Raw genomic sequence first — 21,545 nt, 5'->3', positions numbered from 1 at the left:
TTCCCTCTACAGTCTGGCGACCCGCTCAAGGCGACAACGGTGATCCATGGACAGGTTTCAGGAAATGACAGTGCTGCTGGCCGTGGCCGAAGCCGGCAGCCTTGCCGCCGGCGCCAGGCAACTGGGCCTTTCGCCGCCCAGCGTGACCCGCGCCATCGCCGCGCTGGAAAAGCGCCTGGGCACCCTGCTGCTGGCCCGCAGCACGCGCAGCGTGCGGCTGACCGAGGCCGGCCAGCGTTATGTCGAAGACTGCCGGCGCATCCTGCAGGAACTGGAGGATGCCGAGGAGCTGGCCTCCGGCAGCGCCCTGCGCCCGCGCGGCAACCTGACGGTGACCGCCCCGGTGCTGTTCGGCGAGCTGTACCTGATTCCGCTGGTCGCCAGCTACCTGGATACCCACGCCGAGGTGACGGTCAACGCGCTGCTGGTGGACCGCGTGGTGAACATGCTCGACGAGGGTATCGATGTCGCCGTGCGCATCGGCCAGTTGCCCGAGGGCAACCTGACCGCATTGAGGGTCGGCGAAATCCGCCCGGTGGTCTGCGCCTCCCCTGCCTTCCTCGACCGCCACGGCCGGCCGCTGCACCCCAGTGAACTGGTTGATGCACCGGTGGTGATGGCTGCCACCAGCGTGCTGCTCACCGACTGGCAGTTCGTCACCGCGGACGGACCGCTGACCCTGCGCCCGCCGTCGCGCTTCGTGGTCAGTTCGAACAACGCCGCCATCCACGCCGCGCGCCTGGGCGCAGGCTACACCCGCGTGCTTTCGTACCAGGCCGCCGAGGCCGTGGCACGCGGCGAGCTGGAGATCGTCCTGGATGCCTTCGCCACCGCGCCGCTGCCCATCCACCTGCTCTACCAGGACGGCGCGCGATTGCCGGCGAAGGTCCGCAGCTTCGTCGACCACTGCGCCGCGCGGCTGCGCGCCAACCCGGCGCTGCAAGCGGCGAAGCCGTGAGTCGCTACCGGGAAATGCAGGCGTTCGACGCCGTGGCGCGCTCCGGCAGCCTCGCCGCGGGCGCTCGCCGGTTGCAGCTCTCCAGCGCAACGGTGACGCGCCTGATTGCCGCGCTGGAGTCGCGCCTGCAGTGCGAGCTGCTGCTGCGCGGCCCGCGGGGAATCGAATTGAGCCCGCGTGGCGAAGCGTTCGCCGCCAGTTGCCGGCAGATTTTCCAGGACATCGAGGACACAGAGGGCTCGCTCGGCGGCCTGCAGGCGCACCCGGCCGGCCAACTGAACCTCTCCCTGCCGTTGTTGCTGGCCGACCGGATCTTCGCCCCCATCGCGCTGGACTACCTGGCCGCCTTTCCTGAAGTGCGCCTGGTCAGCCGGCACCGGGAAGACCTGCCGCGCCTGCTGGAAGATGGTATCGACGTCGCCCTGGTGATAGGCGCCCTGCCCGACTCCTCCGGCTTCGCCCTGCCGGTGGGCACGGTGCGACCGGTGATCTGCGCGTCGCCTGGATACCTCGCGCGCCATGGCGTGCCGCAGGCGCCGGAAGACCTCAAGGCGCACCACATCATCGTTCCCGGCAGCCTGGGAGCGATCAGCGAGTGGCGCTTCCGTCACCACGGCGCGGCGCGCTCGGTGCGCCTGGTCCCGCGGCTCGCCTGCAGCACCACCCCCGCGGCGATCCGCGCCGCCAGCCTCGGGCTCGGGCTGACCCGCTGCATGAGCCACGAGGCGCATGCCGAACTGAGCAGCGGACAGCTGCAGGTCGTGCTGCAGGACTATGCCGCGCCCGACCTGCCGGTACAGCTGATCTACCGCGAAGGCCGCCGTGCGGCGGCGCGCGTGCGCACCTTCCTCGACTTCGCGGTGCCGCGCTTGCGGGCGCATCCGGCGCTGCGCGGCTGAAGCAAGCAGTGTCCCATTCTCCCTTCTGCGCTCTGGGCGGTTCGCGAGCAAGCTCGCTCCTACAGGTCAGCTCCGGCGTTTCCTTGTAGGAGCGAGCTTGCTCGCGAACATCGCCACTGCGGACCCAGGGTAACGGCTGCACCCGCTGTCCCATTCTTCCGCATTCTGAAACGCTGGATTGTCGGCCCTGGGGATTCTGCGCGCCGGCCTTCGAGCGCAGCATTCACCCATCAGCTCGAGCAACCCGCCACCGACCGACTCGCGCTGCCTACCCACACAAGCCAAGGAGTCACCGTCATGTCCCACACCATCAAGCTCTTCCGCCATCCGCTGTCCGGCCACGCCCATCGCATCGAGCTGATGCTCTCGCTGCTGCAACTGCCCGTCGAACTGATCGATGTCGACCTTGCCAAGGGCGCGCACAAGCACCCGGACTTCCTCGCCCTGAACAGCTTCGGCCAGGTGCCGGTGATCGATGACCAAGGCGTCATCGTCGCCGATTCCAACGCCATCCTCGTTTACCTGGCGAAAAAATACGGCAACGGCCGCTGGCTGCCGGAAGACCCGCAAGGCGCCGCCCGCGTGCAGCGCTGGCTGTCGGTAGCTGCCGGGCAGGTGGCGTTCGGCCCCGCCGCCGCGCGGCTGGTCACCGTGTTCGGCGCGGCCTTCAACGCCCAGGAAGTCATCACCCGTGCCCACGCGCTGTTCCAGGTGATGGAGCTGGAGCTGGCCAGAACGCCGTTCCTGGCTGGCAACGAGGCGACCATCGCCGACGTGTCCAACTACTCCTACATCTCCCACGCGCCGGAGGGCAATGTGTCCCTGCAGGAGTACCCGAACCTGCGCGCCTGGCTGGCCCGCGTGGAAGCGCTGCCCGGCTTCGTGCCGATGCAGCGCACCGCCATCGGCCTGCAGGCCTGATGCAACCCTCGCCGCCGGGCTGACCCGGCGGCACCTTCGCTGCGAGGTGCCCGTCATGTTCCAGTTGCCCAAACACCGTAGCTCCCCCTGGCACGCCGGCGAGAAGGCGATCCAGGAGCGCGTCGGCGTCGCCGAGCGCATGGAGGTCCACGGCCAGAAAGTCATCCGCGACTACATGCCCGACCAGCACCGCGAGTTCTACCACCAGCTGCCGTTCATCATCGTCGGCGCCGTGGATGACCAGGGCCGGCCCTGGGCGACCCTGCTCGAAGGCGCGGAAGGCTTCATCACCTCGCCCGATCCGAAAAGCCTGCAGCTCGACAGCGTCCCCGACGATCAGGACCCCGCCGTCAGCGGCCTGCAGGCCGGTAACGCCATCGGCCTGCTGGGCATCGAGCTGCACACCCGGCGGCGCAACCGCATGAATGGCGTCCTCCGCGAGGTCGACGGCGGCCTGCTGACGGTTGCCGTCGAGCACTCTTTCGGCAACTGCCCGCAGTACATCCAGAAACGCGACTGGAGCCGCGACGAACAGCGCTACAGCCAGCGTGCCCCGCGCGAGGACTTCGGGGCGCTGAACGAGGAGCTGGCCGCTATCGTCCGCAACGCCGACACCTTCTTCGTCGCCAGCTACGTGCAGCATGAGGATGGCGAGCGCTCGGTGGACGTCTCCCACCGCGGTGGCCGCCCCGGCTTCGTCCGGGTCGAGGGCAACCGCCTGACCATCCCCGACTACGCCGGCAACCTGCACTTCAACACCCTGGGCAACCTGCAGGCCAACCCGCAGGCCGGGCTGCTCTTCGTCGACTTCGCCAGCGGCGACGTGCTGCAGGTCCATGGCCGTAGCGAAATCCTCTTCGACAGCCCGCTGCTGGCCGCCTTCGAAGGCGCCGAGCGCCTGTGGACGCTGGACGTAGAGCACGCCGTGCTGCGCCGCAGCGCCCTGGCGCTGCGCTGGAGCTTCCGCGAGTACTCGCCCACCAGCCTGATGACCGGCACCTGGGCCGAGGCCGACGCCAAGCTGCAGGAGCGCGAGCAGCGCCAGCAGTGGCAGGACTGGCAGGTGCTGCGCGTGGAGCAGGAAAGCGAGGACATTCGCTCGTTCTACCTGCAACCGCCGGCCGGCACCGCCGTGAATTTCGCGCCAGGCCAGCATCTGCCGGTACGCCTGGCAATCGGCGAACAGGCACTGATCCGCACCTATAGCCTGTCCAGCGCGCCGTCGGACGGCGAACTGCGCATCAGCGTGAAGGCCCAAGGGCCGGCCTCGCGTCACTTGCATGAGCAGGTTCGGTTGGGCGACCGCCTGCAGGTCCGCGCCCCCATGGGCAGCTTCACCCTGAAGGGCGACAGCGCACGCCCGGTCGTGCTGATCGGCGCGGGCGTGGGCATCACCCCGCTGCTCTCGATGCTGCGCGAACTGGCGGCGAGCCCGGCGCGGCGCGTGCATCTGTTCCAGTCCTCGCGAACGCTGGGCCAATTACCGTTCCAGCGGGAAATCGCCGAACTGCGCCAGCGCACGCCGCAACTGCAAGTCCATCGCGCGCTCAGCCGCCCCGAATCGGAAGCCGTGCTCGGCCGCGACTTCGAGCAGGCCGGGCGCCTGGATATCGAGGCGATCAAGGCCCGGCTGCCGCTGGACGATTACGACTTCTATGTCTGCGGCCCCGGCGAATTCACCCAGGCGATCTACGACGGCCTGCGCGGGCTGAATATCGCCGACGCGCGCATCCACGCCGAGACCTTCGGCCCCTCGACCCTCAAGCGCCGGGGCGACGGCCAGGCACCTGTGCTGGTGCAGCCGCCTGCCGCCACCGAGCCCGTGCCGGTGTACTTCGCCGGCTCGGCCAAGGAAGCGCGCTGGAAACCCGACAGCGGCACGCTGCTGGAGCTGGCTGAAGCGCGCGGACTCTCGCCCGACTTCAGCTGCCGGGGCGGCTCCTGCGGCACCTGCCGGACGAGGATCGTCAGCGGCCAGGTGCACTACCCCAACCCGCCGGCGCAACTGCCCGAAGCCGGCAGCGCACTGATCTGCTGCGCCATCCCGGCGCAGGACGAGAGCGGCGTGCAACCGCTGGTGCTGGACCTCTAGGGAGGTGAGTCGATCATGAACACACTGAATTCATTCGAGGGTGGGAGCGCGCGCTTTCCGCATTGGGACGAGGAAGTCGTCGAGTCGGCCGGGCCGGGTTTCTGCGGGCCCAACGAGGCGGAAGTGGGCTTCCTGTTGCCACAACTGCTTTCGTCGCCGGGTTGTCCGTCGCGGTCGCGCGCCGTGGAGTTCGGCGCGGCGCTGGTGCGCTGGCTCAAACGCGCCCCTATCTCGGCGAAGTCCCTGTAGGAGCGAGCTTGCTCGCGAACAACCTTGCGCTCACACCGACGCTTGGGTGGAATGCGGTTCGCGAGCAAGCTCGCTCCTACAAAAAGCCATCCTGCGGCCGCGTTTCCCGTCGGGTTTGGGAGATCGGGTCGGCGCTGATCACTCGTCTTCCCGCGCCGGAATCCACCACTCCTCGCCGCGCACCGTGCGGATGTATTCCGGCCAGCGGAATCGGTGCGGGACCTTGAAGTCGCTCGGCAGCAGCGGCGCCTGCCACTGCTCGCCGCCGATACCGCCGCCGGTGCGCTGGTTGAACTCGCGGGTCGCCTCGGCCAGCAGTTCGGCATCGGTGAACAGCTCGATCAAGGTGCTGCCGATGGTTTTCGACGCCACGTCGATCATCGGGTCGATGGTCTCGCGGATGCCGCCCAGGGCGTTGGATACCCAGTCCGGATAGGTGAAGCCCACGGGTGCGCTGAGCATCGGCCGGGCCACGTAGAGGCGCACGGTCGGGCAGTGCCAGGTGTATTCGGGGTAATCGTCGGAAGTCAGGTACTTCTGCCACGCCGGCATCTGCAGGCGCATCTGCCGCTCGCATTCCTGCGGCTCGATCAGCGCCTGGGTGGCCGGCAGGAAGGGCTCATCCATGGGGTCAAGGCCGAGGTTCGCCTGGATTTCCCGCGCCACGGCGATGGCCTTTTCGCCCCAGCTCGGCGCGCCGATGGCGGCGAGGTTGTCGTAGCAGGCCTGCGCCAGTGCGTGGTTGGCCAGCCCGCCGCGGGATTTGCAGACCCAGGTCTTCTTCCACTGGCAGCCGGTAGCCATGGCCGCGGCGGCGGCGTTGTTGTCCATCACCGTGGAGATGGTTTCGGCCTGCTCGATGGAGTCGCAACGCAGCAGGTACTGGATCTGCGAGATGTGCGGCGGCAGGTTGTCGGCGGTGGCCTGGCCGGCGGTGAGGATGGCCTCGTTGAAGCTCCACAGCCCGGTAAACGGCAACGTCGAGCGGCGCAGGCTTTCGTTCAGCGTGTAGAAGTGCACCAGCGCATCGTTGGCGCCCGGCGCGCGAGCCGCGAGGTGGTTCTGCGGGATCGGGCTGTAGCGGTCGGCGGCAATCCAGTTCTGCGGGTCTTCGCAGGTGAAGGTGTAGATGTACGAGTAGGCGATGCCGCAGTGGGTGTCCCAGGTGGTGGTGTTGTTCAGCGGCAGCATGTAGGTGGGGTGGAAGCTGACGGCGGCGTCGAGGTCGTCGTAGTAGCCCTTGGCGGCGTGCACGGGCTTGGAGGCGCGCAGCTTTTCCGCCGGCTCGCCGAAGAACCTGATGGTGCCCTGGATGCCGAATTCCAGCATCGCCGCCTTGGCCGCCAGCACGCCGCCCAGGGCGCTGATGCCCAGCGCGGAATGCGGGTCGGTATGGCCGGGCGCGTATTTCGACAGTCCCTCGCGCGGCATCGGCCTGGTCGCCGCCGCCTGACAGTTGCCCGGCACCGCGTCGTATTCGGCGTAGGTGGCGAGGATCGGCCCGTCGCCGTTGCTGAAAGTAGCGACGAAGGCCGTGGGCATGCCGCCGCTGCCCTCTTCCACCGTGAAGCCTTCGCGGCGCAGCAATTCCACGTACCAGGCGCAGGACTTGTACTCGCGGAAGGCCGGCTCGGCGAAATGCCAGATCACCTGGTGCCAGTCGGACAGCTGCTGGCGGTGCTCGTCGATCCACTGCTGGACGTAGGCCTTGAATTTCGACATGGCGGCTTCCTCATCGTTGCCTGTTGTTGTTGTCGTGTGGCCTAGTATTGGTGAAGCGGAATTTGCAACAAGCGCAGGATTTCGCCACCCCATGTCCGGATAGTTTCACCAATCGAGAATTGGATCGCCCATGCACTTTCCTTCGATGACCGCCCTGCGCGCGCTGGATGCCGTGGCCCGGCTGGGCAGCGTGTCCGCCGCCGCCACGGAGCTGAACCTCACCCGCAGCGCGGTCAGCCACCGCATCGCCACGCTGGAGGAACGCCTGGGCTTCTCCCTGACCGAGCGCACCGGGCGCGGCATCCGCCTGACCTATCGGGGCGAGAGGTATGCGCGCGACGTGCAGCGCATCCTCGCGGAGGTGCAGCTGGCCGGCAGCAGCTTCGACGAGCAGCAGGTCAGCGGGCCGCTGTGCGTGAGTTGCAACCCCGGCTTCGCCACCTACTGGCTATGCCAGCACCTGGGGGATTTCCTCGCGCAGTACCCGCAGGTGCAGTTGCACGTGGTGACGCCGCGCGTGCCGCAGGACACCAGCGCCAGCGATGCCGACCTGTTCATCGCCTACGGCAGCGGCGACTGGCCGAACCAGACCGTGGAGCAACTGGTCGCCCTGCACTTCTTCCCGGTGTGCAGCCCGCGCCTGATCCACTCGCGCGGCGGCCTCACGCAGCCGGCGGACCTGGCCCACTACACGCTGCTGCACATGAACGATTTCGCCGATTGGCGCCTGTGGCTGGGCGCCGTGGGCGCGAGTGCCATCGACCACCGCTCCGGCGTGCTGTTCGCCGACGCGCCCTGCACCATCGCCGCCTGCATTGCCGCCCAGGGCGTGGCCATCGGCGACAACCTGCTCAGTGGCGATGCACTGGCGCGTGGCCTGCTGGTGCGCCCGTTCGACATCACCATCCAGTCCAGCCGGGGCTATTTCCTGGTGACCGACCCGGTGAAGGCCGAGCGCCCGGTGGTGAAGGCCTTCAGCCAATGGCTCAAGGCCCGTGTCGCCGCCACCACGCAGAGCGCCAGCGACCTCAGCCGGCCGCCGCTGGCGATTCCCGAAGAGGCGCGCTGAGCGTCAGGCGATGCGGCGCAGCCCTTTGCGCGCCTTGCCGGAGCGGGTGTAGCGGAACAGGTCCTTGGGATCGTTGTCCTCGTCCTCGCTCCACGGCACCAGGTCGATGCGCTCGCCGAGGTCCAGGCGGCTGGCCTGTTCGTTCACGTAGCGCAGCGCGGAATAGTCCTCGAGGGCGAAGCCGACCGAGTCGAAGATGGTCACCTGCTCGGCGCTGTCGCGCCCGGCGACCTGGCCGGCCAGCACGCGCCAGAGATCGGTTACCGGGAAGTCCGCCGGCATCTGCTGGATTTCGCCCTCGACGCGCGATTGCGGCTCGTACTCGACGAACACCTTGCCGGCGCGCAGCACATCGGCGTGCAGTTCGGTCTTGCCGGGGCAGTCGCCGCCCACGCCGTTGATGTGCATGCCCGGTTCGATCATCTCCGGGGTAAGGATGGTCGCGTAGGCCTTGTCGGCGGTCACCGTGGTGACGATGTCGGCACCGCGCACCGCTTCGGCGGTGGAGCCGGCGCGGATGATCTTCAGGTTGGGGAAATCCGACAGGTTGCGGATCAGCTTTTCAGTGGCCTGCGGATCGATGTCGTAGACGGCGATTTCCTCGATGCCCAGGTGGTGGTGGAAGGCCAGCGCCTGGAATTCGCTCTGCGCGCCGTTGCCGATCAGCGCCATGCGTCGCGAGTTCGGACGCGCCAAGGCACGGGCAGCCATCAGCGAAGTAGCGCAGGTGCGCAGCGCGGTGGCCACGGTCAGCTCGGAGAGCAGCACCGGATAACCCGTCTCGACATCGGCCAGCACGCCGAAGGCCATGACGGTGAACAGCCCGCGCTGGGTGTTCTGCGGGTGGCCGTTGACGTACTTGAAGGCATAGCGGGCGGTGTCGGACACCGGCATCAGTTCGATGACACCGATCTCGGAGTGGTTGGCGACGCGGGCGGATTTGTCGAAGGACTCCCAACGCACGAAATCCTGAGCGATGGTGTCGGCGAGTTCGCCGATGAAGCGGGCGACACCGATCTGCTGGACCAGTTGGGACATCGTGGGGACGTCGACGAAGCGGGTCATGGTGGGACCTCCGATTGTTGTGATTGGCGTCTTCTGATTGGACTGCAGCCCACCTCCGCCGTATCTCGAACAGCGGGCACAACAAGGTTGCAGAGGCCCTGGAACAGGTCTGCACGTCAGAGAGGGGCAAGACGATTTTCCCACTCGCCGGGGTGAAATCCCGGCTGTAATACGGGCCCGCGCCGGCCGATCCGGCTGTATTGGCGAGCGGCGACAGCCGATTCGGCTGTGCGTTTAGCAGCCTTCGACAGGCCGATATTGCAGGCGGGAAACCCAAGGAACTGGCGCCGCCGGAGGGGGCACCGAAGTGCTAGCTAGCGGATTCCTTGATGGTCGTCAGCTCGGGATGGGCGACGAGCTTGTCGATGTGCAGGCTCTCGTCGTTCAGCCAGGTTTCGGTCAGCGCGCGGTAGTGCTCCATGTCGCGGCAGCGCATGCGCACGCTGTAGTCGAAGGTGCCGCTGATCAGCTGGCAATGCAGCACTTCCGGGCAGGCGATGACGCGGGCCTCGAAGGCCTTCTGCGCGCTGCGGCCGCTCTGGTTCGACAGTGCGACCAGTACCAGCAGCGAGAGCCCGGCGGAAATCTTCTGCTCGTCGATGACGGCGCCGTAGCCACGGATGATGCCGTGTCGCTCCAGCTTGCGGACGCGCTCCTGGCAGGGGCGCGGGGTGAGGTGCACGAGGGCGGACAGCTTGCCGTAGGTGATGCGGCCCTGGTGACGGAGGATGCGGATGATCTCCTCGTCGATGCGGTCCAGGGTGAAGGGGCTGTCCTGATCTTTCCTGCTCATGATGCTTCGCGATGATTGGTCAGTCATGCCGGCTTCCCTGCCCCGGCGAAAGCAGTCGGGGCAGGCACTGCCCGCCACCGACCCGGATCTTTATGGGGCACGCCCCGCCGTCTGTCAAAGTGCGCCGTGCCGTCTGCGACAGCACGGCGCACCCGGTCAGATTTCCCGCGCCAGCTCGCTGCCGTTGCCACGTCGGCTGAGTACCGCGAGGTACACCAGGCCGATGGCGATCCAGCCCACCCCCAGCTCCTGCGCTTCGCGGCTCATGCTGAACAGCACGTAGGCGATGATCACCAGCCCCACCAGCGGGAACACCAGGTGGCGCAGCACCCGGCCGCTCTTCTGGCGGATGAAGTAGTGGTTGATCACCGCGATGTGCAGCAGGCAGAAACCGGTCAGCGCACCGAAGTTGACCAGCGAGGTGAGCACGTCCGGCGAGTCGAGGAAGTAGATGCCGATGCCCAGCGACAGCACGCCCACCAGGTACAGGCTGATGTGCGGGGTCTGGTACTTCGGATGCACCTTGGCCAGCACGCGCGGCAGCTTGCCGTCGCGAGCCATGGAGTACAGCAGACGGGAAACCGCAGCCTGCGAAGTGATGGAAACGGTCACGCCCCAGGCCAGCGCAGTGGCCACTGCGGTCAGCGTGGACAGCCAGCTGCCGCCGGCCGCTTCGGCGATCTCGTAGAAGGCGGTGTCCGCCGACTTGAAGGTCATACCGGCGGCGAGGTCAGTGGCCAGCCAGGTCTGCACAATGAAGATGGCGCCCATGACGAACAGCGCGATCAACGAGGCGCGGCCGATCTGCTTGGCCGGGTCGCCCTTGACCTCTTCGGCGAGGGTGGAGATCGCGTCGAAACCGAGGAACGACAGCACCGCAATGGACACCGCCTTCATCACCAGGCCGAGGTTGAAATGCTCCGGTTGCAGCAGCGGTTCCAGGGTCAGCCGGCCATTGCCCATGCCACCCTGCAGCGCCTGGTAGCCAACGACCAGGAAGATCGCCAGGACCACCAGTTCGGCGATCAGGAACAGCAGGTTGAAGCGGGCCGCCAGGGTGATGCCGCGCAGGTTGATGAGCGTGGCGGACACCAGGAAGATCAGCATGAACGCAAGCTTGGGAATCGCCGGGAACAGGTGGTTCAGCGCCAGCGCGCTGAACACGTAGAGCAGCGGCGGGATCAGCAGGTAGTCCAGCAGCAGGACCCAGCCGGCGATGAAGCCGACGTTGGGGTGGATGCCGCGCTGGGCGTAGGAGTACACGGAGCCGGCGATGGGAAACGCGCGGGACATCGCGCCATAGCTCAGCGCGGTGAAGAGCATCGCCACCATGCCCACCAGATACGCCATCGGCACCATGCCGTGGGCGTCCGCGTGGACCCAGCCGTACACGCCGAAGGGCGCGATCGGGATCATGAAGATCATCCCGTAGATCACCAGGTCGCCGAGCGTCAGGCTGCGGCGGAGTTGTTGCTTGTATCCGAACTGTTCGATAGCCACGGGGCACTTCCTCTGGGAACGGCAGCTGTAAGGGTTCGGCGCTCATGCGCTGAATTGTTGTTGTTTTCAGAACCTGCCCGGCCAGTCGAACGGAGCCAGCCGGGTTGGGGTCCTCAGAGCCAGGGAGCCAGGAGTGTCGCCCAGGCTTCCACCCCTTGCGGGGTCCGCAGTCCGTCATTGCGGATTTCGATCAGCACGGCGTCCACGCCGCGTTCGTCGCCATGCACCGGGACGGTCATGTCCTCCAGCGGGTCGATCACATAGGGCTGATTGGCGCCGATCTCTTCGCCGCTCTCCCGCAGCCCCGCCACCATGCGCTGGGCATAGGCTTCGGCCTTGGCGTAGAGCACCCCGGCGACCCACGGGCGAGGCTCGCCGCGATAGCTCGGGGTGTAGCTGTGCACGCCCACCAGACGAGTCGGCCGGCCAGCGGCCAGGCGCTCGTCGAGCAGCGCGGTCAGTTGCTGGTGGAACGGTTCGAACAGGCGCGCCACCCTCTCCTGCCGGGCCGCCGCGGTCAGGTTGCGGTTGCCGGGAATCGGGTAGATCTCGCTGTGCTCGGGAATCGCATCCGGAGCGGACAGCGGCCGGTTGAGATCGATCAGCAGGCGCGAGTAGTTGGCCACCAGCAGCGTGGCGTCCAGGCGCGCCGACAGCTCGCGGGCCAGGTCCAGCGCGCCGATGTCCCAGGCGATGTGCTCGGCGGCCGCCGCGTCATCCAGGCCCAGTTGCGCCAGCTCCTCGGGGATGTAGCGGCTGGCGTGTTCGCAGACCAGCAGCACCGGGCTCTTGCCCTGCGGGTTGACGATCTCGAACGGCGGGCGCCGGTAGAGGCCGGATTCAGTAGAACTTTGCATAGGATTCACAGAGTTGTTCTTCGCTGAGTTCGCGGGTCAGGGCCAGTTCCTGGCGCTTCATGGCGACGTAGGTCTGCAGCAGGGCCGGCGGCAACTGGGCGCATAGTTCGGTATCGGCCAGCAGCAGGCGCTGGGCCTCCTCCAGCGAACCAGGCAGGGACTTGATGCCCAGCTCCTCGCGCTGCGCATCGCTGAGGCTGTGCGGGTCGACATCGGTGACCGCCGACAGCGGCAGCTCCTGCTGCATGCCCAGGCGCCCGGCGATCAGCACCGCGGCCATGGCCAGATGCGGGCTGGCGGTGGCGTCCATGGGGCGGAATTCCAGGTTGAACTGGCGCGCCTTGGGCTTGCCGCCAATATCCACCACCGGACAGATGCGCAGCGCAGCTTCGCGGTTGCGCAGGCCCAGGCAGGCGTAGGCGGCGCTCCAGTGGTGCGGCTTCAGCCGCAGGTAGGACACCGTCGTCGGTGCGGTCAACGCGCACAGCGCCGGCAAGTGGCGCAGCACGCCGGCGGCCCAGTGTTCGGCAAGCTTGGACAGGTTGGTCGGCGCGGCCTCGTCGTAGAACACCGGAGTGCCATCCAGGCGTTGCAGGCTCAGGTGCAGGTGCACGCCGTTGGTCACGGCGCCGGGCGCCAGCAGCGGCGTGAAGCTGCTGCGCCAGCCGAACTGGCGGGCGATCTCGCGGGTGACTTCGCGGACGTTCACCGCGCGGTCCGCAGCAGCAACGCCCTGGGTCGGCCGGCAGGTGACCTCGTACTGGTTGCGGCCGTACTCGGGCAGGAACATTTCCGGCTCGGCGCCGATCTGCTCCAGCGCGCTCATCAGCCAACCGCCGAAGTTGCCGGTCTGCCGCTGCGCCTGCAGGGAGAAGGCGGCGGCATGCTCGTCCGGCAGGCCGAGCAGGTTGAATTCGTGTTCGAAGGCGGCGGTGACTTGCAGGCCCAGTTCGCGGTAGCGGGCGATCTCTTCGCGTAGCAGCGTACGCGGGCAAACTGGCCACGGCGCGCCGGTAGTCGTCACCAGGTCGCCGTGCAGGTAATCCAGCGGCGCGGCCTGGGAATCGGGGCCGTTTTCCAGGCGCACCCGGCTGCTCGGGTCGGGCAGCAGGCGCAGGTCGCCATGGCTGCCCCAGGGGTTGTCGTCGGCGATGATGTCCTGGGGCGTCAGCGCGCTGTTGGCGGGCACCCAGCCACAGCCGGTGGCCAGTTGATCGGCGACTTCCGATTCGGGAAGCGAGCGGCCGCGGGTGATGCCGCAGAGGTCGGTGGTGACGAAGCTGGTCAGGCGCATCGGAGCGGGATTGTTATTGTTCTGACTCATGGCGTTCTCCCGGCCTCAGGCCAGCGCGGCGATGCGGGCCAGCACGCTGTCGGTGTCGGCGATCCAGCAGTAGCCCTTGATCGCTTCCAGGCAGGCCTGGTGGCGTTCGGCGGTGTGGGTGGCGCAGGCGTCTTCCACCAGGGTGACGAGGTAGCCACGGTCGGCGGCGTCGCGCACGGCCATGTCCACGCACTGGTCGGTGACCACACCGCAGATGATCAGGTGGCGGGTGTTGAGGTTGCGCAGCACGTAGTCGATGGCGGTGGAGTTGAAGACGCCCGAGGATGTCTTCGGCAGGACGATCTCGTTTTCCCGCGGCGCCAGGGCATCGATCACCTGGGCGTCCGGGCTGCCCTTGGGCAGGTGCATGTCGGAGAGCTTGTGGTCCAGCGAACGGTCGCGGCCATCGGCGGTGAGGCTCTCGATGATGGTGTGCAGCACTTCCCCGCCAACCTCGCGCATGGCCGCCAGCAGGCGCTGCTGGTTGGGTATCACGCTCGCCTCGACGCGGTCGTAGAAGTAGCGGTGCGTCTGCGGATCGACATGGGCATCGCGGCCGGGAATGACCCAGGCGTTCTGCATGTCGACGAACAGGATGGCGGTCTGGCCGGGGGTGAACGGCAGGTCACGGGGCGATTGGTGGGGCAAGCTGAACACGGTCATTCCTCAAGGATGTGGCTGCCGAAGGCAGCTCTCAGGTGGTCGATGCCTTCCAGGCGTTCGTCGAGCTGGCCGTCCATGCGCGCTACCAGGCTGGCGATCAGCGCTTCGACCTGGGCCATGGTTGGCACCAGGGTGTCGAAGGGCGACGGGGACTCCACCGGGGCGCTGATGATCAGGTCGGCGAACTCGCGCAGCGGCGAGTCGTAGATGTCGGTGAACAGCACCACGCGTGCGCCACGGGCCTTGGCCGCACGGGTCACGCCCAGCGCCTGGGCCTGGTAGCGGCGGTAGTCGAACACCACCACCAGCGTCTGGCGGTCGATGTCGCCCAACTGGTCGGGCAGCGCGGCGCCGTCGTCCAGCAGCAGGCAGCCGCTGCGCAGCATGCGCAGGTGCGCCACCAGGTAGCCGGCGACGAAGCGACTGAAGCGGCCGCCGTGGCAGAGGATGCGCAGCTTGGGATCGAGCAGCCAGTCAGCGAGCAGGCGGACGTCGTCGGCCTGGGTGAGGGCCAGGGTGCGCTGGATGCCTTCGCTGGCGTCGCTGAGATAATTGGACCAGACGTCGTCGCGGCTCATGCCTTCGCGGCGCCCGGCGAGCAGGGTGCGTGGCGAACGCAGGCGGTCATCCACCTCGGCCATCAGCGCGTTCTGGAAGTCGCTGTAGCCGCTGAAGCCGAGCTTCTTCACCAGCCGCAGGATGCTCGGATCACTGACGCCGGCCTGGCGCGCGAGGCGCGACATCGGCCCGAGGCCGCTGCGCGGGTAGTCGTCGAGCAAGGCGCGGAGGACTTTGCGCTCGGCCTTGGTGAGTTCGACTTCCGGGGTGTTCAGGCGGTCTTTGAGTGTGAGCATGGGTGCGCCTCTTGTTGTGGCCAATTTGTATAATGCGCTCCAGAAACTTTCAATATCTATTTTCTGTAGTATTCACTACCAAACCTGGGCACGCCCATCGACAGCTCGACGCAGAGCCGCGCATGCCATTTTCCGCAAAGGGAACCGGCGCGTTCGCCAGGACGTCGAACGCCTTCAAAGCCGCCAGGAATCAACCTTGATGAACGAGCTGGAAAAAGCTGCCGCCGGGCTGCTCTACAACGCCAATCACGACCCGCAGGTGCTGCGCCAGCGCGCCGAGGCCAAGGCGAAACTCTTCGACTTCAACCACAGCCACCCGGACGACCGGGCGCGCCGCGAGGCGATTCTCAAAGGGCTGTTTGGCAGCATTGGCGAGGGCTTCGTCATCGAAGGCCCGCTGCACTGCGACTACGGCTTCAACATCGAGATCGGCGCGCGCTTCTACGCCAACGTCAACCTGGTGATCCTCGATGGCGCGAAGGTCAGCATCGGCAATGACGTGTTCATTGCGCCCAACGTCGGCATCTACACCGCCGGCCACCCACTGGACGCCGAGCGGCGCAACCAGGGCCTGGAGTACGCGCACCCGGTGAGCATTGGCGACAACGTGTGGATCGGCGCAGGGGTGAACATCCTGCCCGGCGTGAGCATCGGCGCGAACAGCGTGATCGGCGCAGGCGCTGTGGTGGTGCGCGATATCCCCGAAGGGGTGCTGGCGGCCGGCAATCCGGCGCGCGTGATTCGCCCGATCACCGAGGCCGACCGCCAGCGCTACCGCTGACGGGTACAGCCGGAGTGCGCGGCGCTCCCTCAGGCGTCGTGGTCGAGGCGCTCGACCCAGCGCTCCGCCGCGTCGTGGGACGCCTGGAACGCCTCTTCGTGGGACTCCCACGGGCCGACCACCACATCCAGCGGCGAGACGCCAGCCGGAACCTTCGCCAGCGACAGCAGCACTTCGCCCACCTTGCCGGGGGCGATGTAGCGCGGCGACATCAACACGGCAACGCCCGTGGAAGTCAGGTATTCACTGGGCGCCATGAATTCCGGCTCGACTGACTGCTGCATGCGGTTCTCCCCTTGGCCGCGGATGGCCCGTTCTGCGCTGAGTGGCGGAGACGAGGCGCACAACGCGCACTCTCCCTGATTCCTGACCCGGCCGGGCGAACGACAGTTCCGGCAACCACCGCCCTCCCGCCCGCTAGCGGACAAACGGCCGTTTCAAGCGGGCACCGACTCGTGGACCGGCATCGGCCGACCTAGCAGCGTGCCAACCATCACGGCAAACACCAGCGCCGCTATACCTGTCACCAGCAGCACACTCTCGAACCCGCCGATGAAGGCCTGGCGCACAGCGGGTGCCAGCACGTCGCGCAGTGCCGGGTCCACCACCGAAAGCGCGGCACTGAAGTCGCCAGCCGCTGCACGGGTCGCCATCTCGGCGGCTTTGTCCAACTGCGTAGGCGCCGCCGTTGCCAGCACATCTCGCAGCAACTGGGCGCTGCGTGCGGACAGCACGCCACCGAGAATGCCGATGGCCAGCACGATGGCGGCGAAGCGCGTCGTGGTGCTCAGGCCCGAGGCCATGCCGGTGCGTTCACGGGGCACGCAGGCCATGATGTTCTTCTGTGTATCGCCATTGAGCAGCCCGGCGCCGGCTCCCAGCACCAGGCTGGCCAGGGCGAACGGCAAGTACTCCCCCTGCCCGGCCGCCAGTGCGCAAAGCAGGTTGCCCGCGCCGACCAGCACCAGGCCCAGGGCGAAGACCTGCGCCGGACTGAAGCGGCTGTTCAGGCGCATGCCCAGGCGCGGGGTCAGAAGCATAGCCACGGCGAAGGGCAGCATCCCGGCACCGGCCGCGACAGCGGAGAGCTGCAGGCCGTTCTGCAGGTACAGCGGCAGCAGCGTCATCATCACCTGGGCGCAGGCGGCGTAGGCGAACATACCGAGCAACGCGCCGATGAAGCGCCCGCTGCGCATCAGCCGCAGGTCGATCATCGGCCGCGCCTGGCTGCGTTCCACCATCACGAACAGGCCCAGCAGGCCGGCGCTGAGCAGTAGGCGCGCCAGCGTCGGCGGGCTGTCCCAACCGACGCGGTTGGCGTCGATCAACGCCCAGATCAGGTAACCCAGGCCACCGGCGAAGGTCAGGCTACCCAGCGGGTCGAGGCGCGCGGCGGCACTGTCGCGGGATTCCTCGATGCTGCGCAGCGCCATCCCTCCCAGCAGCACCACCAGCGGCAGGTTCAGGTAGAAGATCCAGCGCCAGCCCAGGGTGGCGGAGATCACCCCGCCCAGCAGCGGCGCGAAGGTAATGGTGGCGCCCATGCACGCACCCCAGAAGGCCCAGGCCCGCAGGCGCTCTTCCGGCTCGTGGAAACGGTGGCCGATCGCGGCCAACGCCGACGTCAGCAGCAAGGCCGCACCGACGCCCTTGGCGGCGCGGGAGATATCCAGGAACAGCAGACTCGGCGCGGCCCCACAGGCCAGCGAAGCCGCGCCGAACAGCACCAGCCCGAGCAGCAGCATGCGCCGCCGGCCGAAGCGGTCGGCCAGGCTGCCGGCCGGCAGCAGGCAGGCAGCGAAGGCCAGCAGGTAGGCGCTGACCACCCATTCGATATCGGCGAAGGAGCCGGACAGGTCGCGGGCGATGCTCGGCAGCGAGACGGCGACGATGTTGGTGTCGAGGATGATCAGCGAGCACACCGCCGAAGCGGTCAGCAGGGTGAAGCGGGCGGAGGGACGTTCAGACATGGCAAGGCTTCCGGCGGCGGCCGCGCAGCCGATCTTTGCTCTGACGCTTGCGGCCTTGTAGTGTTGCCCCCACGGTAACGCCCACGCGCGCCGGGCTTGTTAGCCATGGCGGCCTTCGTCATTAGCCTGCGACTAACGAACATGGAAATCCGCCATTTCCGCTACTTCCTCAGTGTCGCCCGCCACGGCCACTTCACCCGTGCGGCCGAACAGCTGGGCATCGCCCCGCCAACCCTCAGCCGGCAGATCCAGGACATGGAGAAGGAACTGGGCGTGCTGCTGTTCCAGCGCAGCCAACGCGAGGTGCGCCTGACTGCTGCGGGTGAGGCGCTGCTGGGTGAAGCCGAACTTGCGGTGCTCCAGTTCGATGCGGCGCAACTCGGCGCGCAGCGCGCCGGCCGGGGTGAAACCGGGCATCTGCGCGTGGGTTACGTGGCTTCGGCGGCCTATTCCGGTGTGCTGCAACAGCATGTCGAGCAGTTCACCCGTACCTCGCCGGGCGTTGACCTCGACATCAGCGAAGGGCCCATGGCGCATTTGCCGGCGCAGGTACGCGACGGTGCCCTCGACCTCGCCTACGTACGCTCGCCGATGAACCTGCCGGAAGAGCTGGAAGCCATCTCGTTGCAGGAAGAAGGCTTCATCCTCGCCCTGCCCGCCGCCTCGCGCCTCAACGAACTGCCGGAGATTCGCGCCGCCCGGCTGAGCGACGAAACCTTCATCCTGCCCGAACAGATCTCCGGCACCCTGGAGGTCGCCAGCGCCGGCGGTTTCTCTCCGCGCCTCGGCCAGCAGCCCGGCAGTCTGGTCGCGGTGATTGCGCTGGTCTCGCTCGGCCGCGGCATCGCCATCGTCCCCGAGTCGGTGGTGCGCCGTGTGCAACTGCCGCGGGTCAACTACCGCCCGCTCGCCGATTGCCGGCCGCGTTCGTGGTTGTCGCTGCTGTACCGGCGTTTCGAGAAATCACCGGTCGCCCGGCGCTACATCGAGCAGGTCAGGGCTCAGTCCGCCGACCACACCGCCAGCTCGTAGCCGTCCGGGTCGATGAAGTGGAAGCGCCGTCCGCCGGGGAAGGCGAAGGTCGCGCGGCTGATGGTGGCGCCGGCGGCCTCCAGGCGGGCCTGGGCCTGCGCAAGGTCATCGGCGTAGAGAATCACCAGCGGGCCGCCGGGGCGCACCGGCTCACCGGTGGTGAAGCCGCCGGTGAGGCGACCGTCGCTGAATTCGCTGTAGGTCGGGCCGTAGTCCGTGAAGGTCCAGCCGAAGGCGCTGCCGTAGAAGGCCTTGCTGCGCGCGATATCGCTGACGTTGAACTCGATGTTGTCGATCTGACGGTCGTTTCCGCGGAACCCCATAGTCGCCTCCTGGCAAGTCATGAGCGCCTGATCCTACGGCAAATTCCTTCATGCAGAACATGCCGCGCCAGTCAGCCGCAGCGCCGTTGGCCATTTTACGTGGATTGACGAATAATCATCGCAACCCAGCCAAGCCCGCCGCCATGCTCAACATTCCCCTTGCCAGCGTCGACGACGTCGACCGCGCCGTACTCGCCATCGGCACCGACTACCCGCTCGGCACCCTGCTCCAGCCGCACTCCCATCGGCGCGCGCAGTTCCTCTATGGCATGAGCGGCCTGATGGAGGTGGAAACCGAGGACGGCGCCTGGGTGATCCCGCCCTACAGCGGCGTGTGGATTCCCGCCGGCAAGCGGCACCGGGTGCTGATGCGCGGCGTCAGCACCCGCAGCCTGTACATCGACCCGCGGGTGCCGGTGCGCGACACGCTGCTGTGCCAGGCGCTGACCGTTTCGCCGCTGCTGCACGAGCTGCTGCTGGCCAGTGTCGAAGTGCCGGCGCTGCACGACGAGGACGGCCGCGACGGCGACCTTCTGCGCCTGCTGCTCCATGAGCTGCGCCAGGCCCCGAGCCTGCCGCTGTTCGCCCCGCTGCCGGCACACCCGCGTCTGGCAGAGCTGTGCCGCGACTTTCTGCGGGCGCCGGACATCGGCGTTACGGCGGATGCCTGGGCCGCCGAGCTGCACTGCAGCACGCGCACCTTCAGCCGCCTGTTCCGCCAGCAGACCGGCCTCTCCTTCGGCGCCTGGCGTCAGCAGGCCTGCCTGCTGGCCGCCGTCACCCGCCTCTCCGCCGGCACGCCCGTCACCCGCGTGGCGCTGGAGCTGGGCTACGACAGTCCGAGCGCCTTCTCCAGCATGTTCCGTCGCAGCCTGGGCGTAGCACCCAGCAGCTACCAGACGACTGCGCAGCCAGCAGCCAGGGCTCCCTGAGCAAACCTCCGCTCGCACCGATCGAGTGCCCCTCGCCGCTGGAGCCCTTCGATAGGCATAGGCGCGCGTTCCCGAAGGAGGCCCCCTGTTGAAACGGGGCTGTATCCAGCCGGGACGCAATAGCCCGGCCGGCAATCGCTAGTTCGGCCAGCGCCGGAACAGCACACTGGCGTTGACACCGCCAAAACCGAAGCCGTTGGATAGCGCGTACTCGGTGTCCAGCGCGCGAGGAGCGCGGGTGGCGATGTTCAAGCCATCGGCCAGGGGATCGACGTTGTCCAGGTTGAGCGTCGCCGGCGCCAGTTGATCGCGCAGGGCGAGGATGCTGAAGATCGCTTCGATGCCTCCCGCCGCGCCCAGCAGGTGCCCGGTGGACGACTTGGTGGCACTGATGATCGGCGAAGCCACTCCCTGGAAAACCGCCTTGATCGCGGCCAGTTCGGCCTTGTCGCCGATGGGCGTCGAGGTGGCATGGGCGTTCAGGTGCCCGACCCGCTCCGGGGTGATGCCCGCCTGCTGCAGGGCATTTCTCATGGCCCGTTGCGCACCATCGCCGTCTTCCGGGCCCGAGGTGATGTGGTGGGCATCCGCGCTGGTGCCATAGCCCACCAGCTCGGCCAAAGGCGTCGCTCCCCGCGCCAGGGCGTGTTCGAGTTCTTCGATGACCAGCAGGCCGGCGCCCTCGCTCATGACGAAGCCGTCCCGCGCTCCGTCGAAGGGCCGCGAGGCGCAGGTCGGGTTGGCATTGAAGCCGCTCGACAGCGCCCGCGCAGCGACGAACCCGGCCAGGCTGACGCGGTGCAGGGCGGCCTCGGCTCCGCCGCACAGGGCCAGGTCGGCCTCACCGGCGCGGATCATGCGGGCAGCGTCACCAATGGCCTGTACCCCTGCTGCGCAGGCGGTGACCGGCGCCCCCAGCGGGCCCTTCAGGTGATGGCGAATGGAGACCTGGCCGGCTGCCAGGTTGCACAGGAATGAAGGCACGATGAACGGCGACAGCCGCCGTGGCCCCTTGGAGTCCGACAGCCGGACCCCTTCCGCGATGGCCGTGAACCCTCCGGTGCCAGTCCCGATGATGGTAGCGCTGCGCTCCTGCTTCTCCCGCGTGTCGGGCTGCCATCCGGCCTGCGCCAGTGCCTCGGCTGCGGCTGCCAGCGCGAGCAGAATGAAGCGGTCCACCTGGCGCTGCTCCTTGGGCGTGAGCACCCGGCCGGGGTCGAATCCTCCCTGGGGATCTTCCTCCAGGCCGGGTACCTGGCCGCCGATACGCACCAGCAGATCGCCGACCAATGATTCCGGCAGCTCCCTGATCCCAGATTTGCCTGACAACAGGCGATCCCAGACCAGCTCCACGCCGCACCCCAGCGGGGTGACCGCGCCCATTCCCGTGACGACGATGCGCTTGTTCATGACGATTCCGCTCCGCTCGCTGACTGCTCCCATTCGATGCGGGGCAGCTTTGATCGTCATGGCAGCCGCGGCCAGACTGAAACTTCCTGAAGCGTGCGGTGAAGATCCCGATATCGGCTTGGCAAAACCAG

21 protein-coding genes are annotated in these 21,545 nt (G+C 67.7%); 9 read left to right on the top strand and 12 right to left on the bottom strand.

Going from position 1 to position 21,545, the window contains the following annotated elements:
- Positions 1-46: 46 nt before the first annotated feature.
- The 5 genes from G4G71_RS13465 (at position 47) to G4G71_RS13445 (ending at position 5,119) form a co-directional block, all read left to right on the top strand.
- The gene (locus G4G71_RS13465) at positions 47-958 is read left to right on the top strand and encodes a LysR family transcriptional regulator (protein WP_169938310.1); all 912 of its coding nucleotides are present in this window, start codon (positions 47-49) and stop codon (positions 956-958) included.
- On the top strand, positions 955-1,857 hold the full coding sequence (locus G4G71_RS13460; protein WP_240964919.1) for a LysR family transcriptional regulator: 903 nt from the start codon (positions 955-957) through the stop codon (positions 1,855-1,857). The genes G4G71_RS13465 and G4G71_RS13460 overlap by 4 nt, the downstream gene beginning before the upstream one ends.
- A 297-nt stretch (positions 1,858-2,154) precedes the next feature.
- The gene (locus tag G4G71_RS13455) at positions 2,155-2,778 is read left to right on the top strand and encodes a glutathione S-transferase family protein (protein ID WP_169938308.1); all 624 of its coding nucleotides are present in this window, start codon (positions 2,155-2,157) and stop codon (positions 2,776-2,778) included.
- A gap of 55 nt (positions 2,779-2,833) precedes the next feature.
- Positions 2,834-4,870 (top strand): pyridoxamine 5'-phosphate oxidase family protein, encoded by a 2,037-nt coding sequence (locus tag G4G71_RS13450; protein ID WP_169938305.1) that lies wholly within the window; start codon positions 2,834-2,836, stop codon positions 4,868-4,870.
- 15 nt (positions 4,871-4,885) lie between these two features.
- Positions 4,886-5,119, top strand: coding sequence for a hypothetical protein (locus G4G71_RS13445; RefSeq protein ID WP_169938303.1), 234 nt, complete (start codon positions 4,886-4,888; stop codon positions 5,117-5,119).
- Positions 5,120-5,257: 138 nt separating this feature from the next.
- Here G4G71_RS13445 and G4G71_RS13440 read toward each other — a convergent pair whose 3' ends face one another.
- Complete coding sequence (locus G4G71_RS13440) at positions 5,258-6,841, bottom strand: zinc-binding metallopeptidase family protein (protein WP_169938301.1); 1,584 nt, start codon at positions 6,839-6,841, stop codon at positions 5,258-5,260.
- A gap of 130 nt (positions 6,842-6,971) precedes the next feature.
- Between G4G71_RS13440 and G4G71_RS13435 the strand changes: the two genes are divergently transcribed.
- A complete protein-coding gene (locus G4G71_RS13435; RefSeq protein WP_169938299.1) occupies positions 6,972-7,910 on the top strand; it encodes a LysR substrate-binding domain-containing protein in 939 nt (312 codons plus the stop codon).
- Positions 7,911-7,913: 3 nt separating this feature from the next.
- Here G4G71_RS13435 and G4G71_RS13430 read toward each other — a convergent pair whose 3' ends face one another.
- The 7 genes from G4G71_RS13430 to G4G71_RS13400 form a co-directional block, all read right to left on the bottom strand.
- A complete protein-coding gene (locus G4G71_RS13430) occupies positions 7,914-8,975 on the bottom strand; it encodes an ornithine cyclodeaminase (RefSeq protein ID WP_169938297.1) in 1,062 nt (353 codons plus the stop codon).
- 310 nt (positions 8,976-9,285) lie between these two features.
- Positions 9,286-9,768, bottom strand: a complete 483-nt coding sequence (locus G4G71_RS13425) for an Lrp/AsnC family transcriptional regulator (RefSeq protein ID WP_024763763.1) — start codon at positions 9,766-9,768, stop codon at positions 9,286-9,288.
- 156 nt (positions 9,769-9,924) lie between these two features.
- Positions 9,925-11,268, bottom strand: coding sequence for an APC family permease (locus G4G71_RS13420; protein ID WP_037011583.1), 1,344 nt, complete (start codon positions 11,266-11,268; stop codon positions 9,925-9,927).
- 113 nt (positions 11,269-11,381) lie between these two features.
- Positions 11,382-12,125 carry an N-formylglutamate amidohydrolase gene (locus tag G4G71_RS13415; RefSeq protein ID WP_169938295.1) on the bottom strand — a complete coding sequence of 248 codons (744 nt, stop codon included), beginning with the start codon at positions 12,123-12,125 and terminating at the stop codon, positions 11,382-11,384.
- Positions 12,109-13,449 (bottom strand): glutamine synthetase family protein, encoded by a 1,341-nt coding sequence (locus G4G71_RS13410; protein ID WP_169938293.1) that lies wholly within the window; start codon positions 13,447-13,449, stop codon positions 12,109-12,111. The genes G4G71_RS13415 and G4G71_RS13410 overlap by 17 nt, the downstream gene beginning before the upstream one ends.
- A gap of 15 nt (positions 13,450-13,464) precedes the next feature.
- Positions 13,465-14,106, bottom strand: coding sequence for a cysteine hydrolase family protein (locus G4G71_RS13405; RefSeq protein ID WP_169938291.1), 642 nt, complete (start codon positions 14,104-14,106; stop codon positions 13,465-13,467).
- 2 nt (positions 14,107-14,108) lie between these two features.
- Entirely contained in the window at positions 14,109-14,966 is an 858-nt protein-coding gene (locus tag G4G71_RS13400) for a MurR/RpiR family transcriptional regulator (protein ID WP_169938289.1), read from the bottom strand.
- A 199-nt stretch (positions 14,967-15,165) separates the two neighbouring features.
- On the opposite strand from G4G71_RS13400, the gene G4G71_RS13395 reads away from it, so the two are divergent.
- Complete coding sequence (locus G4G71_RS13395) at positions 15,166-15,747, top strand: sugar O-acetyltransferase (RefSeq protein WP_169938287.1); 582 nt, start codon at positions 15,166-15,168, stop codon at positions 15,745-15,747.
- A 29-nt stretch (positions 15,748-15,776) separates the two neighbouring features.
- On the opposite strand, the gene G4G71_RS13390 is transcribed toward G4G71_RS13395, so the two are convergent.
- Complete coding sequence (locus tag G4G71_RS13390; protein ID WP_024763757.1) at positions 15,777-16,031, bottom strand: hypothetical protein; 255 nt, start codon at positions 16,029-16,031, stop codon at positions 15,777-15,779.
- A gap of 153 nt (positions 16,032-16,184) precedes the next feature.
- On the bottom strand, positions 16,185-17,717 hold the full coding sequence (locus G4G71_RS13385) for an MFS transporter (RefSeq protein ID WP_169938285.1): 1,533 nt from the start codon (positions 17,715-17,717) through the stop codon (positions 16,185-16,187).
- Positions 17,718-17,858: 141 nt separating this feature from the next.
- On the opposite strand from G4G71_RS13385, the gene G4G71_RS13380 reads away from it, so the two are divergent.
- Positions 17,859-18,749: a LysR family transcriptional regulator gene (locus tag G4G71_RS13380; RefSeq protein WP_169938283.1), complete on the top strand. Its 891-nt coding sequence runs from the start codon at positions 17,859-17,861 to the stop codon at positions 18,747-18,749.
- On the opposite strand, the gene G4G71_RS13375 is transcribed toward G4G71_RS13380, so the two are convergent.
- Positions 18,719-19,072, bottom strand: coding sequence for a VOC family protein (locus G4G71_RS13375; protein WP_169938282.1), 354 nt, complete (start codon positions 19,070-19,072; stop codon positions 18,719-18,721). The genes G4G71_RS13380 and G4G71_RS13375 overlap by 31 nt on opposite strands.
- A gap of 143 nt (positions 19,073-19,215) precedes the next feature.
- Between G4G71_RS13375 and G4G71_RS13370 the strand changes: the two genes are divergently transcribed.
- Entirely contained in the window at positions 19,216-20,004 is a 789-nt protein-coding gene (locus G4G71_RS13370) for an AraC family transcriptional regulator (RefSeq protein ID WP_169938279.1), read from the top strand.
- A gap of 138 nt (positions 20,005-20,142) precedes the next feature.
- Here G4G71_RS13370 and fabF read toward each other — a convergent pair whose 3' ends face one another.
- Complete coding sequence (gene fabF, locus G4G71_RS13365) at positions 20,143-21,414, bottom strand: beta-ketoacyl-ACP synthase II (RefSeq protein ID WP_169938276.1); 1,272 nt, start codon at positions 21,412-21,414, stop codon at positions 20,143-20,145.
- Between the last annotated feature and the right edge of the window lie 131 nt (positions 21,415-21,545).

It is taken from the genome of Pseudomonas multiresinivorans (assembly GCF_012971725.1).
In the GTDB taxonomy this organism is placed as follows: Bacteria; Pseudomonadota; Gammaproteobacteria; order Pseudomonadales; family Pseudomonadaceae; genus Pseudomonas; species Pseudomonas multiresinivorans.
This window is presented reverse-complemented; position numbering and strand designations above follow the sequence as displayed.